Annotated in this window: 13 protein-coding genes and 1 riboswitch; of the genes, 10 read left to right on the plus strand and 3 right to left on the minus strand. The window is 69.9% G+C overall.

All coding sequences use genetic code 11. From position 1 onward, the window contains the following. Nucleotides 1-167: 167 nt before the first annotated feature. The 3 genes from ACWCPF_RS06960 (at nucleotide 168) to otsB (ending at nucleotide 2,666) form a co-directional block, all read left to right on the plus strand. Nucleotides 168-1,463, plus strand: coding sequence for an extracellular solute-binding protein (locus ACWCPF_RS06960; RefSeq protein ID WP_451043920.1), 1,296 nt, complete (start codon nucleotides 168-170; stop codon nucleotides 1,461-1,463). Nucleotides 1,464-1,532: 69 nt separating this feature from the next. Next, complete coding sequence (locus ACWCPF_RS06965) at nucleotides 1,533-1,790, plus strand: DUF3263 domain-containing protein (protein WP_451043921.1); 258 nt, start codon at nucleotides 1,533-1,535, stop codon at nucleotides 1,788-1,790. Between the two features lie 42 nt (nucleotides 1,791-1,832). Continuing rightward, nucleotides 1,833-2,666: a trehalose-phosphatase gene (gene otsB / locus ACWCPF_RS06970; RefSeq protein ID WP_451043922.1), complete on the plus strand. Its 834-nt coding sequence runs from the start codon at nucleotides 1,833-1,835 to the stop codon at nucleotides 2,664-2,666. On the opposite strand, the gene ACWCPF_RS06975 is transcribed toward otsB, so the two are convergent. Continuing rightward, nucleotides 2,654-4,057, minus strand: a complete 1,404-nt coding sequence (locus ACWCPF_RS06975) for an alpha,alpha-trehalose-phosphate synthase (UDP-forming) (RefSeq protein WP_451043923.1) — start codon at nucleotides 4,055-4,057, stop codon at nucleotides 2,654-2,656. The two genes, otsB and ACWCPF_RS06975, sit on opposite strands and share 13 nt — an antisense overlap. Nucleotides 4,058-4,151: 94 nt before the next feature. After that, on the minus strand, nucleotides 4,152-5,096 hold the full coding sequence (locus ACWCPF_RS06980; protein WP_451043924.1) for a glucosyl-3-phosphoglycerate synthase: 945 nt from the start codon (nucleotides 5,094-5,096) through the stop codon (nucleotides 4,152-4,154). A 134-nt stretch (nucleotides 5,097-5,230) separates the two neighbouring features. Further along, a riboswitch (SAM riboswitch) is annotated at nucleotides 5,231-5,377 on the plus strand. A gap of 17 nt (nucleotides 5,378-5,394) precedes the next feature. Here ACWCPF_RS06980 and thrC point away from each other — a divergent pair. The 4 genes from thrC to groL all read left to right on the plus strand — a co-directional run bounded on the left by thrC (nucleotide 5,395) and on the right by groL (nucleotide 9,728). Next, nucleotides 5,395-6,693 (plus strand): threonine synthase, encoded by a 1,299-nt coding sequence (gene thrC, locus ACWCPF_RS06985; RefSeq protein ID WP_451043925.1) that lies wholly within the window; start codon nucleotides 5,395-5,397, stop codon nucleotides 6,691-6,693. A gap of 53 nt (nucleotides 6,694-6,746) precedes the next feature. Then, nucleotides 6,747-7,022, plus strand: a complete 276-nt coding sequence (locus ACWCPF_RS06990; protein ID WP_451043926.1) for a MoaD/ThiS family protein — start codon at nucleotides 6,747-6,749, stop codon at nucleotides 7,020-7,022. A 463-nt stretch (nucleotides 7,023-7,485) separates the two neighbouring features. Next, nucleotides 7,486-7,692 carry a cold-shock protein gene (locus tag ACWCPF_RS06995; protein ID WP_007493268.1) on the plus strand — a complete coding sequence of 69 codons (207 nt, stop codon included), beginning with the start codon at nucleotides 7,486-7,488 and terminating at the stop codon, nucleotides 7,690-7,692. 413 nt (nucleotides 7,693-8,105) lie between these two features. Then, nucleotides 8,106-9,728 (plus strand): chaperonin GroEL, encoded by a 1,623-nt coding sequence (gene groL, locus ACWCPF_RS07000; RefSeq protein WP_351904467.1) that lies wholly within the window; start codon nucleotides 8,106-8,108, stop codon nucleotides 9,726-9,728. A 72-nt stretch (nucleotides 9,729-9,800) separates the two neighbouring features. Here groL and ACWCPF_RS07005 read toward each other — a convergent pair whose 3' ends face one another. Continuing rightward, nucleotides 9,801-11,066: an acyltransferase family protein gene (locus tag ACWCPF_RS07005; RefSeq protein ID WP_451043927.1), complete on the minus strand. Its 1,266-nt coding sequence runs from the start codon at nucleotides 11,064-11,066 to the stop codon at nucleotides 9,801-9,803. A 312-nt stretch (nucleotides 11,067-11,378) separates the two neighbouring features. Here ACWCPF_RS07005 and ACWCPF_RS07010 point away from each other — a divergent pair, with 312 nt between their 5' ends. From ACWCPF_RS07010 to ACWCPF_RS07020, 3 genes are all read left to right on the plus strand, one after another. Continuing rightward, a complete protein-coding gene (locus tag ACWCPF_RS07010) occupies nucleotides 11,379-12,518 on the plus strand; it encodes an NADH:flavin oxidoreductase (RefSeq protein ID WP_451043928.1) in 1,140 nt (379 codons plus the stop codon). 79 nt (nucleotides 12,519-12,597) lie between these two features. Continuing rightward, the gene (locus ACWCPF_RS07015) at nucleotides 12,598-13,452 is read left to right on the plus strand and encodes a metallophosphoesterase (RefSeq protein WP_451043929.1); all 855 of its coding nucleotides are present in this window, start codon (nucleotides 12,598-12,600) and stop codon (nucleotides 13,450-13,452) included. Between the two features lie 189 nt (nucleotides 13,453-13,641). Further along, nucleotides 13,642-15,117, plus strand: a complete 1,476-nt coding sequence (locus ACWCPF_RS07020; RefSeq protein WP_451043930.1) for an MFS transporter — start codon at nucleotides 13,642-13,644, stop codon at nucleotides 15,115-15,117. Nucleotides 15,118-15,159 lie beyond the last annotated feature (42 nt).

Genomic DNA, 15,159 nt, shown 5'->3' on the forward strand with positions numbered 1-15,159 from the left:
AACAGTGTGGACCCAGGACCCGCGAGAGGTCTAGTCCACTTACGGTCGTGGAGGTGATGTGCGCGGCGTGACCCTTGGGGGGTCCAGGCCGATTCCTTGGTGTAGACCTGACTCCGGATAACGAATCCATTGGTATGAACATTCAGTTTGGGATGAGTGGACAAGTCATGGAGAGCGGTAGCGGTTCGGTGCGGCGGGCACGAAAGTCAGGGACCATCGCGGCGGCGTCCGCCCTCGGCATGGCGGCCGTCCTGGCCGGCTGCGGGCTGTCCGGGGGCTCCGACCACGTCACCCTGAGACTCGTCGCCGCCGACTACGGCGACAGCAGCGCCAACAGCTCCAAGAAGTACTGGGACGAACTCGTCAAGGCGTACGAGAAGAAGCACCCCGGCGTCACCGTCGACGTCACCGTGTACTCCTGGAACGACGTCGACGCCAAGGTCGAGGCGATGGTCCAGGCGGGGAAGGCCCCCGACCTGGCCCAGATCGGCGCATATGCCGACTACGCGGCCGACGACCTGCTCTACAAGGCGGGCGACGTCCTCTCCATCCCCGTCGAGGCCGACTTCGTGTCCCGGCTCGCCAACGCGGGCGAGGTGCGCGGGATCCAGTACGGCATGCCGTTCGCCTCCTCCACGCGCCTGCTGTTCTACAACAAGACCCTCTTCGCCAAGGCCGGGCTCACCCCGCCGACCACCTGGGCCGAGCTCGCCGAGGACGCGCAGGCGCTCAAGGACGACGGCGTGACGTACCCGTACGCGCTGCCCCTGGGCTCCGAGGAGGCGCAGGCCGAGACCCTGCAGTGGCTGCTCAGCGGCGGGGGCGGCTACTCCCGGACCGTCAGCAGCTACAGCATCGACTCCGCCGAGAACGTCGACACCTTCAACTGGCTGAAGAACGACCTGGTCGGCAAGGGACTGACCGGGCCGGTCGCGCCGGGCGAGCTGAACCGGGCCACCGCGTTCGCCGCGTTCGCCGCCGGCGAGGTGGGCATGCTCAACGGGCACCCCTCGCTGATGAAGGCGGCCGAGGCCAAGGGCGTCGAGTTCGGCATGGTGCCGATGCCCGGCGTCGACGGCCCCAGCGAGGTCTCCATGGGTGTCGCCGACTGGATGACCGCGTTCAAGCAGAACGGGCACGGCGAGCAGATCGGCGACTTCCTCGACTTCGTCTACAGCGAGGCGAACGTGCTCGACTTCTCCCGCGAGTACGACCTGCTGCCGGTCACCAACTCCGCCTCCCAGGTCATGGGCTCGGCCGAGGAGGACGCCGACCTCGAACCGTTCCTCGCGGAACTCCCGCTCTCCGAGTCCTACCCCGTCGGGCGGACCTCCTGGGCGAAGGTCAGCGCGCAGATCAAGAAGCGGATCGGCCGCGCCGTCACGGCGAACGGCAGCCCGGCCGAGGTGCTCGGCGAACTCCAGACCACGGCCACGACGCTGGAGAGCGCCTCCGGCGAGTAGGGCCTGTCCGGGTCGGGGGTCGGGTCGGGTGCCGGGTCGGGTGTCAGTCGGGCGCGTTACCTTGCGGGTATGGAGCAGCGAGCGGACGAGCCGCAGGAGACGGGCGGGCTGGGGGCGGTGGAGCGGCGGATCCTCGCCCTGGAGCGGCGCGGGTTCTCCGGCCCCGGCGTGAAGGAGCGGGCGATACGCGAGGAACTCGACCTGTCCCCGGTCCGCTACTACCAGCTCCTCAACGCCCTTCTCGACGACATCCGGGCGCTGGCCCACGATCCGGTCACGGTGAACAGACTGAGAAGGGTGCGGGACACCCGGCGAGCCGATCGCTGAGGCGTGGGTCCGACGGGTGGATCGCGTGGCTATCGTCGCCGTATGGGCATCCACGCACCCACCACCGCAGCCGGACGCACCGCACTCGACGCGATCCTCGCCGAACCCTCCCGCACCCTCGTCGCCCTCGACTTCGACGGCACCCTCGCCCCGATCGTCGAGAACCCCGAGGACGCCCGGGCGCACCCCGACGCCGTGCCCGCGCTCGCGGCCCTCGCACCGAAGCTCGGGGCCGTGGCCGTCGTCACGGGGCGGCCCGCCGAGGTCGCCGTACGGCACGGCGGGTTCGCCGGGGCGGCGGGGCTCGCGCACCTGACCGTCCTCGGGCTCTACGGCGCCGAACGCTGGGACGCGCGCACCGGCGCCCTGACCGCCCCCGCCCCGCACCCGGGGGTCGCCGCCGTCCGCGCGGAGCTGCGGCAGGTCCTGGCGGCGGCCGGGGACCCGCCGGGCGTGTGGGTGGAGGAGAAGGCCGGCCAGGCCGTCGCCGTCCACACGCGCCGCGCCGACGATCCCCAGGGCGCGTTCGAAGCGCTGCGCGCGCCCCTCGGCGACCTCGCGGCCCGGCACCAACTGATCGTCGAGCCCGGCCGGATGGTCCTGGAGCTGCGCCCGCCGGGCATGGACAAGGGCATGGCCCTGCTGGAGCACGTCCGCGAGACCGGCGCGCGCAGTGTTCTGTACGCCGGTGACGACCTCGGCGACCTGCCCGCCTTCGCCGCCGTCGAGCGGCTGCGCGCCGACGGCGTCCCCGGGCTGCTGGTGTGCAGCGGCAGCTCCGAGGTCGGTGAACTGGCCCAGCGCGCGGACCTCGTCGTCGACGGGCCCGCCGGGGTCGTGGCGCTGCTGCGGGAGCTGGCCGGTCAGCTCGGCTGAATCTCCCGCAGGGCGTTCAGCTGGTCCAGGAACCACTGGGCCGGGGGGAGCGCGGTCGCCGCCGCGGACAGCCGTTTCGTGCGCTCGGCCCGCTCCTCCGGCTTCATCGACAGGCCCTCGTGCAGGGCGCGGGCGGTCTCCAGGACGTCGTACGGGTTCACCGTGATCGCGTCGTCGCGCAGCTCCCAGTACGCCCCCGCCTCCCGGGACAGCACCAGCGCGCAGCCCTCGTCGGAGACCACCGGGACCTCCTTGGCGACCAGGTTCATGCCGTCGCGGACGGGGTTGACCAGGGCGACGTCCGCGAGGCGGTAGGCGGCCAGGGAGCGGGCGAAGTCGTCCTTGAGGTTCAGCAGGACGGGCGTCCAGTCGGGCGTGCCGTACGCGGCGTTGATCTCGTCCGTCACCCGCCGCACCTCGGCCATGTAGTCGCGGTAGACGGCGAGGTCCTGGCGGGAGGGGTAGGCGAACGCCACATGGACGACGCGCTCGCGCCACTCGGGGCGGTCGTCGAGCAGCTGCCGGTAGGCCAGCAGTCCGCGCACGATGTTCTTGGACAGCTCGGTGCGGTCGACCCGGACGATCGCCTTCCGGCCCTCCCCGCCGATCTCCTCGCGCAGGGCGGCGATCCGCTCCTCGACGTCCGGCCGGTGCGAGCGCTCCCGCAGGAAGTCGGCGTCGGCCCCGAGCCCGTGCACGCCGACCTGTGTCTTCCCCGGCCCTCCGGCGAACTCCGCGCAGCACGCGGTGAACGCGTCCGCCCAGCGGTGGGTCAGGAAGCCCAGGCGGTCCGCGCCGAGCATGCCGGTCAGCAGCTGCTCCCGGATGTCCTGCGGCAGCAGCGCGAAGTAGTCCACCGGGGCCCACGGCGTGTGGGAGAAGTGGCTGATCCGCAGGTCGGGGCGGAGTGCGCGGAGCATGCCCGGGACCAGGCACAGGTGGTAGTCCTGGACGAGGACGGCCGCGCCGTCCGCCGCCTCCTCCGCCAGGGCCTGCGCGAACGCGCGGTTGTACGTCTCGTACGCGGCCCACTGGCGGCGGAACTCCGCGTCGAACACCGGTTCGAGCGGGGTCTGGTAGAGCAGATGGTGGATGAACCACAGGACCGAGTTCGCGATGCCGTTGTACGCGTCGGCGTGCACGTCGGCCGGGATGGGCAGCATGCGCACGCCCTCCTCGCCGACCCCGCGCCGGACCGCCTCCCGGTCGCCGTCGGACAGCGCCGAGCACACCCACAGCGCGCCCGCGTCCGGCCCGATGGCCGACAGGCCGGAGACCAGCCCGCCGCCGCCGCGTTTCGCGCGCAGCGAGCCGCCCTCGTCGACCGTGTACGAGACCGGGCCGCGGTTGGACGCGACCAGGACCTGAGCAGCTCCACCGGTGGTAGCCATAGACCTCAACCTAGCCCGCTCCGGAAACGCTCAAACGTACGGTCGCCCTGTGTGGCCAGGACGTATACAACAGGTGTGCGGTGCCGCGACGGCGTCACGCGACCTTGCGGGACTGGTACTCCGCGATCTCCGCCATCGGCGGCCGTTCCTCGGTGTCCACCGAGTAGGTGCGCGGTTCGAACCCGTCCGAGCTGCGTTCGAACTGGGTGAGCGAGGGGCGGATCAGATGCCCGCGGGCCAGCCGGAGCTGGGCGGTGCGGTAGATCGCCGCAGCCATCCGGCCCAGGGCCTGACCGTCCTGATGGCGGTGTTTGCGCACGCCGACGTCGACCTGGGCGAGGGCGTCGAGGCCCACCAGGTGCAGGGCGTCGACCAGCATGCCCAGCTCCACGCCGTAGCCGACCGGGAACGGCAGCTGCTCCAGCAGGCTGCGGCGGGCCGCGTACTCGCCGCCGAGCGGCTGCACGAACCCGGCCAGCTGCGGCCAGTGCATGTTGAGCAGCGGCCGGGCCATCAGCTCGGTGACCCGCCCGCCCTGGCCGGCGGCGCCGCTCAGCGGACGGTCGTACATGCCCTTGACGAGGTCCACGTCCGGGTCGGTGAGCAGCGGGCCGACGATGCCCGAGACGAAGTCGGAGGAGAACTCCTTCAGGTCGGCGTCGATGAAGCAGACGATGTCCCCGCCGGTGACCAGCAGCGAGCGCCACAGGACCTCGCCCTTGCCGGGCACGGCCGGTATGCGCGGCAGGATGTCGTCCCGGTGCACGACCCGGGCCCCGGCCGCCGCGGCGACCTCGGCGGTCCGGTCGGTCGATCCGGAGTCGACGACGACGATCTCGTCGACGAGCGGGACCTGCCGCATGAGGTCGTGGCGGATGATCGCGACGATGTCGCCGACCGTGGCCTCCTCGTTCAGCGCGGGCAGGACCACGGACACCGACCGGTTCGTGGCGCGCTTGGCGGCCAGGATCCGGTGCAGCGGGCGATCGGTCACCGACCAGGAACGGGTGGCCAGCCAGCGCTCGACCTCTTCCAGCACGGCGGCTCCTCACATCTCGCGGTACATCTCGCGGTTCGGACGACTATCTCAACGATCCTGGGCTTCGGTTACAGTCTTGAACAACGCGGATGACCATCGCATGTCCGAGGTCGCTGTCGTCTACAACTTAATACCGCTCATCCAGAGGGGCAGAGGGATACGGCCCGATGAAGCCCCGGCAACCCTCCAGCCGGTCTGACCACGTCGTCGTGGTGAGGCTCCCGGCTCGGGAAGGTGCCAAATCCGTCTCACGGCGAAGTGCGTCGTGAGGAAGATGAGGAGAAAGGGCCTCCCCTCCATGGCTGCGCAGCCTGTTGCAACCGAATCCACCGCTTCCTCCGCTTCCGGGGTCGACCTCGGTCCCGCGGCGGCGTTGAACTGCCGGGAGTGCGGTCACCGCGTCCCCCTCGGGCCCGTCTTCGCCTGCGAGGAGTGTTTCGGCCCGCTGGAGATCGCGTACGACTTCTCCTCCTACGACACGGAGGAGCTCCGCAAGCGCATCGAGGCGGGCCCCGCGAACATCTGGCGCTACGCGCCCCTCCTGCCGGTCCCGGCCGACGTCGCGGACAAGCCGAACATCAACCCGGGCTGGACCAAGCTCGTCCAGGCCGACAACCTCGCCCGTGAGCTGGGCGTCGACGCCGGAAAGCTCTTCGTCAAGGACGACTCCGGCAACCCGACGCACTCCTTCAAGGACCGCGTCGTCGCACAGGCCATCGAGGCGGCGCGCGCCTTCGGCTTCACCACCCTCTCGTGCTCCTCGACCGGCAACCTGGCCGGCGCCGTGGGCGCGGCGGCGGCCCGCGCCGGCTTCCGCTCCTGCGTGTTCATCCCGCACGACCTGGAGCAGGGCAAGGTCGTCATGGCCGCGGTCTACGGCGGCGAACTCGTCGGCATCGAGGGCAACTACGACGACGTCAACCGCTTCTGCTCCGAGCTCATCGGCGACCCGGCGGGCGAGGGCTGGGGCTTCGTCAACGTCAACCTGCGGCCGTACTACGCGGAGGGGTCCAAGACCCTGGCGTACGAGATCTGCGAGCAGCTCGGCTGGAAGCTTCCCGATCAGCTGGTCGTGCCGATCGCCTCCGGCTCGCAGCTCACGAAGATCGACAAGGGGCTGCAGGAGCTGATCAAGCTCGGGCTCGTCGAGGACCGGCCGTACAAGATCTTCGGCGCTCAGGCCGAGGGCTGCAGCCCGGTGTCCGTCGCGTACAAGGCGGGGCACGACGTCGTCCGTCCGCAGAAGCCGAACACCATCGCCAAGTCGCTGGCCATCGGCAACCCGGCGGACGGTCCGTATGTGCTCGACATCGCGCGTCGGACCGGCGGTGCGGTGGAGGACGTGACGGACGAGCAGATCGTCGACGCGATCAAGCTGCTGGCGCGGACCGAGGGCATCTTCGCGGAGACCGCCGGCGGGGTGACGGTGGGTGTGACGCGGAAGCTGATCGAGAACGGTCTGCTCGACCCGACGCTCACGACGGTCGTGCTGAACACGGGCGACGGTCTCAAGACGCTCGACGCGGTGGCCGGCACGGGACTGACCGCGACCATTCGGCCCAACCTGGAGTCGTTCCACGAGGCGGGTCTCGGCTAGTCACTGCCCTGTGCCCCTGTGGGGGCGCGTCACCTGACCGGAGGTCGAAAGTCATGAGCGTCACCGTCCGCATCCCCACCATCCTGCGCACCTACACCGGCGGTTCGGCCGAGGTGAAGGCCGAGGGGGCGACCCTCGGCGAGGTCATCGCCGACCTGGAGCAGCACCACACCGGCATCGCCGCCCGCGTTCTCGACGATCAGGGCAAGCTGCGCCGGTTCGTCAACGTGTACGTCAACGACGACGACGTCCGCTTCGAGCAGGGTCTGGAGACGCCGACCCCGGACGGCGCCGGCGTCTCGATCATTCCGGCGGTCGCGGGCGGCTGAGAGGTCGCTGTACCCGCCGGTAGTACCCATCGGTAGTAACCGTCGGTAACAGTGATTACCGAGCGTTCATCGAATTGCCCTCTCCGCGATAGAAGCGGAGGGGGCAATTCAGTGTGGTTGAGCGCGGTACAGTTGGGGAACCCGGTCCGGATCAACGGATCCGGAGCCTTTGATTTCTGCCCCACGCCCGATAAGAAGCAGCCAAAGTGTGCATACCTTTCGCGGCTTTTGTGGCCTTTGTGGGGCCCGACTTGCCCCGAATTCAGGCGAATTCTCGCCACATTCCCGATCCTTTGCGTCCAGAATTCTCGTCCAAGTGACCTGTTGCAGAGGGCAGTTGGACAGATACATTCAGCCGCGGTCGACGCGTTCCGGCGCACGCCCCCAATCGTTGGGGGGTGAGGTCTGACCCGGATCCGCGAAGTGTGGATCTGTGCAAGGGCCAGTAATAGGGGAGTTAGGCATGGCTCAGGGCACCGTCAAATGGTTCAACGCGGAGAAGGGGTACGGCTTCATCGCGGTCGACGGTGGTGCGGATGTTTTCGTCCACTACAGCGCGATTCAGATGGACGGCTACCGCACCCTGGAAGAGGGTCAGCGGGTCGATTTCGAGATCTCGCAGGGTCAGAAGGGGCCGCAGGCGGACATGGTCCGTCTCGCGACCGGCTGAAGCGCGCGCCGACTGACAGCGTCGTTCTTCTGTACGTCACGTCCGAAGGGCTTGTACCTCCTGGGGGGTACGAGCCCTTCGGTGCGTCTGGTGCGCCTGCGAAGCGCCCGGAGCCTCTGGCGCCCCTCCGCTCGCACCGTTGTTCACCTGCGGATCCTCCCGAGTCGCTTGCGCCCACCCGTCGCCCGACCGCCACCCCCCAACGAGCCCGCTTCGCGGGCGCACCTTGCACTCTCGCATGCCGAGTGCTAATCATTGGCGTTAGCACTCTGAAGGTGAGAGTGACAACGAGGACCGGGTCGGTGAGGCCCGCAGGCCAGGTGGGGCAAGGAACCACGGGGCCGGCGAGCCGTCCGTCGCGGGCGCCAGCGCGGTCCGGAGCAATCCACCCCAGTCCGGGAGGACCACTTCACATGGCCAAGATCATCGCGTTCGACGAGGAGGCACGGCGCGGCCTCGAGCGCGGCATGAACCAGCTCGCGGACGCCGTGAAGGTGACGCTCGGCCCCAAGGGCCGCAACGTCGTCCTCGAGAAGAAGTGGGGCGCCCCCACGATCACCAACGATGGTGTCTCCATCGCCAAGGAGATCGAGCTCGAGGACCCGTACGAGAAGATCGGCGCCGAGCTGGTCAAGGAAGTCGCGAAGAAGACGGACGACGTAGCCGGTGACGGCACGACGACCGCGACCGTCCTGGCCCAGGCCCTGGTGCGCGAGGGTCTGCGCAACGTGGCCGCCGGCGCCAACCCGATGGCTCTGAAGCGCGGTATCGAGAAGGCCGTCGAGGCCGTCTCCGGTGCCCTGCTCGAGCAGGCCAAGGATGTCGAGACCAAGGAGCAGATCGCTTCCACGGCCTCCATCTCCGCCGCCGACACCCAGATCGGCGAGCTCATCGCCGAGGCGATGGACAAGGTCGGCAAGGAAGGCGTCATCACCGTCGAGGAGTCCCAGACCTTCGGTCTGGAGCTGGAACTCACCGAGGGCATGCGCTTCGACAAGGGCTACATCTCGGCGTACTTCGCCACCGACATGGAGCGTATGGAGGCCGTCCTCGACGACCCGTACATCCTGATCGCGAACTCCAAGATCGCGAACGTCAAGGACCTGCTCCCGCTCCTGGAGAAGGTCATGCAGTCGGGCAAGCCGCTGCTGATCATCGCCGAGGACGTCGAGGGCGAGGCCCTGTCGACCCTGGTCGTCAACAAGATCCGCGGCACCTTCAAGTCCGTCGCGGTCAAGGCCCCGGGCTTCGGCGACCGCCGCAAGGCGATGCTGAACGACATCGCCATCCTCACCGGTGGCGAGGTCATCTCCGAGGAGGTCGGTCTCAAGCTCGAGAACACCTCCCTGGACCTGCTGGGCAAGGCCCGCAAGGTCGTCATCACCAAGGACGAGACGACCATCGTCGACGGCTCCGGCTCCTCGGACCAGGTCGCCGGCCGGGTCAACCAGATCCGCGCCGAGATCGAGAACAGCGACTCGGACTACGACCGCGAGAAGCTGCAGGAGCGCCTGGCGAAGCTCGCCGGCGGTGTCGCGGTCATCAAGGCCGGCGCCGCCACCGAGGTGGAGCTCAAGGAGCGCAAGCACCGCATCGAGGACGCCGTCCGCAACGCGAAGGCCGCCGTCGAGGAGGGCATCGTCGCCGGTGGTGGCGTGGCGCTCATCCAGGCCTCCGCCGTCTTCGAGAAGCTGGAGCTCGAGGGTGACGAGGCGACCGGCGCCAACGCCGTGCGGCTCGCCCTGGAGGCCCCGCTCAAGCAGATCGCCATCAACGGCGGTCTCGAGGGTGGCGTCGTCGTGGAGAAGGTCCGCAACCTCCAGGTCGGTCACGGCCTGAACGCTGCGACCGGCGAGTACGTCGACATGATCGCCGAGGGCATCATCGACCCGGCGAAGGTGACGCGTTCCGCGCTGCAGAACGCGGCCTCCATCGCCGCGCTGTTCCTCACCACCGAGGCCGTCATCGCCGACAAGCCGGAGAAGGCGTCCGCGCCGGCCGGCGGCGGCATGCCGGGCGGTGACATGGACTTCTGAGCCCGCTCCAAGGCTCGGCTTTCCACCGAGGGCGGTACCCCTGTTCCCACAGGGGTACCGCCCTCGGGCGTTTTACTCCACGTACTCCTTGAATTCCTCGGTGTCGCGGGTTCGGGGCCTGTCGGGCTGGTTTCGTGGGGCCTGTGGGGCCTGTGAGGGCGCTGCGGGGCGGGACAGGCGGCGGCCCCAGTTCTGGGCTGGGGTTTCGATGTAGCGGTAGGTCAGGGCGCTCAGCGGGAGGAGGGCCGCCAGGAATGCCGCTTCGAGGAGGAGGCTGTCCTGGGGGCGGCGGCCGATCGTGGCGTCGGTGACCGCGAGCAGGGCCGGGTGCACCAGGTAGAGCGAGTAGCTGATCGTGCCCAGGGCCAGCAGCGCGCGCGGTATGCGGCGGTCGCGCAGCGCCAGGCCGATGCCGAAGGTGAGGACGGCCAGCAGGAAGGCCGTGATCCAGCCGCGCTGGGTGGCATGGGTTCCGTCGCCGTGCCAGCAGGCGCTCGCCACCGCGCAGCCGATCACGAGGACGGCCGTGGCGGCCGCGTACCGCCAGGTGGTCAGGCCGTGTTCGGCCCGGTGGACGACCGTGCCGAGGAACATCACGGCGAGGATGACCAGGCCCTCCCACAGGGGGACCGTGCCGTTGAGGGCGACCAGGGCCAGTGCCAGCAGGCCGCCCAGGACGCCGCCGAAGACGCGCAGCGCGCGGGAAGCGGAACTCGCGCAGCAGACGGCGAGCAGCAGGACGATCGCGGTGAGGGCGATCAGGGAGCCGGAGCCGAGCCGGTCGGAGAGGGCGGAGGCGGGGAGCGCGACCCCCGCCGCCGCACTCGCCGCGGCCAGTACCGCCAGGGTCGCCGAGACCGCCGCCGACCGCTGGTGCCGGCGGACCGTGAACAGGGCGACGACCAGCAGGTAGAAGGCCATCTCGTAGGAGAGCGTCCACAGGACGAGCAGGAGGTTGGGCGTTCCCAGCAGCTCCTGGAGGAGGGTGGCGTGGGCGGCGGCCACCGTCAGCGGGTTCTGGCCGCCGAATTCCGTGCGCAGCTCCGCGAAACCCAGCAGCTGTGCGGTCAGGACCGCCAGCACGACGGCCGCGGCCAGCGGGTACACGCGGAACAGCCGGCCGATCCAGAACGTCCGGACGCAGCCTCGGCGTTCCAGCGACGCCGGGATGATGTAGCCGCTGACCAGGAAGAACACCATGATGCCGTAGCGGCTGGTGTTGAACTCCGGCATCACGGCCTGGCGGGTCTCGGCCATGAAGGAGTACGACGAGTGGTCGAACACGACGACGAGCGCCGCGATCCCGCGCAGCGCGTCCAGCCAGCCGAGCCGGGACATCGCACCTCTCCCGCCCGCCGCTGCCCGGTCCCGGTGAGCGGGTAATCGCGCGGAGGGGGCACGGGAAGCGGAATGGGAACTTCCCGTTTCAGGATAAAACAGGTCAAGGGATCTCATGCTCCTCTTCACGTGGGAGCGCTCCCCTCTGTTCATGTGCGCCGCACGCGTCCGCGGGTGGTGGCCCGGATCACAGGACGTATCCCGTACGGGCCGGAATGCGGGCGGGGGGCGGGGAGGTTCTCGTTGCAAAGACACTTGATGCATGTGCACATACCAGCTGGTCCACCGTCCCCGTCAAGAGGAGCCCCCCACGTGAGCGTCAGCCAGCCCGTTCCCGCCGCCGCCCCCGAGCGCGCCGCCGAGATCCTGTCCCGGCCGGTCTCCATCAACGGACTGACCGTCCCGAACCGCATCGCCATGGCGCCCATGACCCGTATGTTCTCGCCGGACGGCATTCCCGGCGAGGACGTGACGTCGTACTACTCGCGGCGCGCCGCGGCCGGTGTCGGTCTCATCGTCACCGAGGGGACGTACGTCGGACACGAGTCCGCCGGGCAGAGCGACCGGGTTCCCCGGTTCCACGGCGAGGAGCAGCTCGCGGGCTGGGCGAAGGTCGCCGAGGCCGTGCACGCGGCCGGCGGGACGATCGTGCCGCAGCTGTGGCACATAGGCATGGTGCGCAAGCAGGGCGAGCCGCCCTTCGCGGACGCCCCGGCCGTCGGCCCCTCCGGTCTGCGCCTCGACGGCACCGAGGGCACCGGCAAGGCGATGACCCAGCGCGATCTGGACGACGTCATCGGCGCGTTCGCCGAGGCCGCGGCCGCCGCCGAGCGCATCGGCTTCGACGGCGTCGAGCTGCACGGCGCCCACGGCTATCTGCTCGACCAGTTCCTGTGGGCCGGCACCAACCGCCGGACCGACGCCTACGGCGGCGACCACGTGGACCGGACGAAGTTCGCCGCCGAGATCGTCGCCGCCGTCCGCGAGACCGTCTCGGCCGAGTTCCCGATCATCTTCCGCTACTCGCAGTGGAAGTCGGACGCCTACGACGCGCGGCTCGCCGAGACCCCCGAGGAGCTGGAGGCCATCCTGGCCCCGCTCGCCGCGGCCGGCGTCGACGCCTTCCACGCCTCCACTCGCCGCTACTGGCTCCCGGAGTTCGACGGCTCCGACCTCAACCTCGCGGGCTGGACGAAGAAGCTCACCGGCCGCCCGGCCATCACCGTGGGCTCGGTCGGCCTCGACGGCGACTTCATCAAGGGCTTCACCGGCGAAGGGGCCCCGGTCAAGGGCTTCGACGACCTCTTCGACCGGCTGGAGCGCGACGAGTTCGACATGGTCGCCGTCGGGCGGGCGCTGCTCCAGGACCCGGACTGGGCGGCCAAGGTCCTCGGCGGTCGGCACGGCGAGCTGAAGCCCTTCGACGCGGCCTCGCTGCGCACCCTCAGCTGAACCCCGAGGCTCGAGTCTCAAGGACTGGAGCCTCGGATCCCTCTGATCCGGGGCTCAACTGCTGTGTAGTGTCCGGGAGATGAGGATTCTCCAGCTCTCGGACACGCACATCGGGCGGACCGACGGCCCCGAAGGCCGGCGGGTCGACGCCGTCGACTCCCTGCGGCTCGTCCTCGACGAACTCCGCCATCAGCGGGACGTGGACGCGGTCGTCGTCACCGGCGACCTGGCCGACGCCGGCGCGGTGGAGGAGTACCTGGTCGTGCGGGAGCTCGTCGGCGGGTTCGCGCGTTCGCTGGACGCGCCCGTCCTCTACACCACCGGCAACCACGACGAGCGGTCCGCCTTCACGAAGGTGCTGGGCAACGGGCACGCGGAAGCCCTGCTGGAGTACCCCGGCGCCGAGCGGGCCGCCGTCAGCACGGTCGACGGCTGGCGGCTGATCACCCTCGACTCGCTGGTGCCGGGGAAGGTGTACGGCCGGCTCGGCGCCGGTCAACTGGACTGGCTGCGGGAGGTGTTGAGCACGCCGGCCGAGCACGGCACCGTCCTCGCCTTCCACCATCCGCCGATCAGCCTCGGCGTCTCGGCCACCCAGCAGGTCTTCGGGCTCCGGGAGCCGGAGGAGCTGGCGGAGGTGATCCGGGGGAGTGACGTCCGGGCCGTCCTGACCGGGCACTTCCACCTTCAGCTGTGCGGTTTCCTCGCGGCGGTGCCGGTGTGGGTGACGCCCGGGGTCGTCAACCGCATCGACCTGACCACCGCGCCCGGCACCGAGCGGGCGGTGCGGGGCGCGTCCGCGTCCCTGGTGGAGCTGGGCGGGGCGACCGGGCCGATCTTCCACACCCTCCACGCGCGGGATCCGCGGGCCCACGAGACCGTCTATGAACTGGACGAGGAGCGGACCCGGGAGATCGTCGCGCGGCACGGCTGAGCTGCGGCTGGCTGCAGTTGTACTGCAGTTGTACTGCAGTTGTACTGCGGCTGAGCTGCGGATGAGAGCGGTCGCGTCCCTCGCGCGGCAAAGGTGCGGCCTGTTTCGCTTGCTTAACTCAATCAATCTGCATAAGCTTGCTTGAGTCAAGCAGTTCGAATCCCTCGTGCATCCGACGGAGGCCCTGTCATGTCCGACGCCCTTGCCCGACCCGCCGCGGCGGGAACAACCGCCCCGCCGAGGTCGAACGCCGTGGTGGCGGTGCTGGCCCTGGCCGGGATCGTCGTCGCGCTGATGCAGACCCTGGTCATCCCGATCGTCCCCGAACTTCCGAAGCTGCTGGACGCGCCCGCGTCCGACACCGCCTGGGCGGTCACCGCCACGCTGCTCGCCGCGGCGGTCGCCACCCCGGTGGTCGGCCGGCTCGGCGACATGGTCGGCAAGCGGCGGATGCTGCTGGTCAGCATCGTGATGCTGATCGCCGGCTCGCTGGTCTGCGCCCTCGCCGACTCGCTCGTCCCGATGATCGTCGGCCGTGCCCTGCAAGGCCTCGCGGCCGCCGTGGTGCCGCTGGGCATCAGCATCCTGCGCGACACGGTCCCCGCCGACAAGCTCGCCGGTTCGACCGCGGTGATGAGCGCCTCCCTCGGTGTCGGCGGTGCGCTCGGTCTGCCCACCGCCGCGTTCATCGCGGACAACTGGGACTGGCACGTCCTCTTCTGGACCTCCGCCGCCCTCGGTGTCGTCTCCCTCCTGCTCGTCGTGGCGTTCGTCCCCGAGTCGAAGACCCGCACCGGCGGCCGTTTCGACCTCGTCGGCTCGCTCGGTCTCTCGGCCGGTCTGGTCGCCCTGCTGCTGGCCGTGTCCAAGGGCGCCGACTGGGGCTGGACCTCCGGTACGACGCTCGGTCTCGGCGTCGCCGCCGTCGTGATCCTGGCCGTGTGGGGCTGGTGGGAGCTGAAGGCCGAGCAGCCGCTGGTCGATCTGCGCACCACCGCGAAGGCACAGGTCCTGTTCACCAACCTCGCCTCGATCGCCCTCGGCTTCTCGATGTTCGCGATGTCCCTGGTGCTGCCCCAGCTGCTGCAGCTGCCCGAGCAGACCGGCTACGGCCTGGGCAGGTCGATGATGACCGTCGGCCTGGTGCTGGCCCCGCAGGGCTTCGTGATGATGGTCATGTCGGCCGTGTCCGCCCAGATCACCAAGGCCAAGGGCCCCAAGGTCACCCTGATGATCGGCGCGCTGATCGTCGCCTCCGGCTACGCCCTGAACATCGTGCTCATGAGCGAGGTCTGGCACCTCGTCCTGGTGTCCTGCATCATCGGCGCCGGTGTCGGCTTCACCTACGGCGCGATGCCCGCCCTGATCATGGGCGCGGTCGACCCCTCCCAGACGGGCGCGGCCAACAGCCTCAACACCCTGATGCGGTCCCTGGGCACCAGCTTCGCCAGCGCCATCGCGGGCGTCATCCTCGCCCAGATGACCACTGACTTCGGCGGGTACGCGCTGCCCTCCGAGAACGGCTTCAAGGTCGTCATGGCCATCGGCGCGGGAGCGGCCCTGCTGGCCTTCCTGCTCGCCGCGTTCATCCCGAAGCGGAAGGCCGTCCCGGCCGAGCCCGCGGCCACGGACGAGGTCGAGGAGGCCGCGCCGGCGCGGGCGTGACCGACCGACCTGCCGACGGCGGCCGTCACCCACCTTGCTTTA

The sequence above is a fragment of the Streptomyces sp. NPDC001858 genome (assembly GCF_053594615.1).

What these genes read in the sequence shown, in the direction of transcription:
- ACWCPF_RS06960 (WP_451043920.1), top strand. Translation starts at nt 168, where the DNA reads ATGGAGAGCGGTAGCGGTTCGGTGCGGCGGGCACGAAAGTCAGGGACC.
- ACWCPF_RS06965 (WP_451043921.1), top strand. Translation starts at nt 1,533, where the DNA reads ATGGAGCAGCGAGCGGACGAGCCGCAGGAGACGGGCGGGCTGGGGGCG.
- otsB (WP_451043922.1), top strand. Translation starts at nt 1,833, where the DNA reads ATGGGCATCCACGCACCCACCACCGCAGCCGGACGCACCGCACTCGAC.
- ACWCPF_RS06975 (WP_451043923.1), bottom strand. Translation starts at nt 4,057, where the DNA reads ATGGCTACCACCGGTGGAGCTGCTCAGGTCCTGGTCGCGTCCAACCGC.
- thrC (WP_451043925.1), top strand. Translation starts at nt 5,395, where the DNA reads ATGGCTGCGCAGCCTGTTGCAACCGAATCCACCGCTTCCTCCGCTTCC.
- ACWCPF_RS06990 (WP_451043926.1), top strand. Translation starts at nt 6,747, where the DNA reads ATGAGCGTCACCGTCCGCATCCCCACCATCCTGCGCACCTACACCGGC.
- ACWCPF_RS06995 (WP_007493268.1), top strand. Translation starts at nt 7,486, where the DNA reads ATGGCTCAGGGCACCGTCAAATGGTTCAACGCGGAGAAGGGGTACGGC.
- groL (WP_351904467.1), top strand. Translation starts at nt 8,106, where the DNA reads ATGGCCAAGATCATCGCGTTCGACGAGGAGGCACGGCGCGGCCTCGAG.
- ACWCPF_RS07005 (WP_451043927.1), bottom strand. Translation starts at nt 11,066, where the DNA reads ATGTCCCGGCTCGGCTGGCTGGACGCGCTGCGCGGGATCGCGGCGCTC.
- ACWCPF_RS07015 (WP_451043929.1), top strand. Translation starts at nt 12,598, where the DNA reads ATGAGGATTCTCCAGCTCTCGGACACGCACATCGGGCGGACCGACGGC.
- ACWCPF_RS07020 (WP_451043930.1), top strand. Translation starts at nt 13,642, where the DNA reads ATGTCCGACGCCCTTGCCCGACCCGCCGCGGCGGGAACAACCGCCCCG.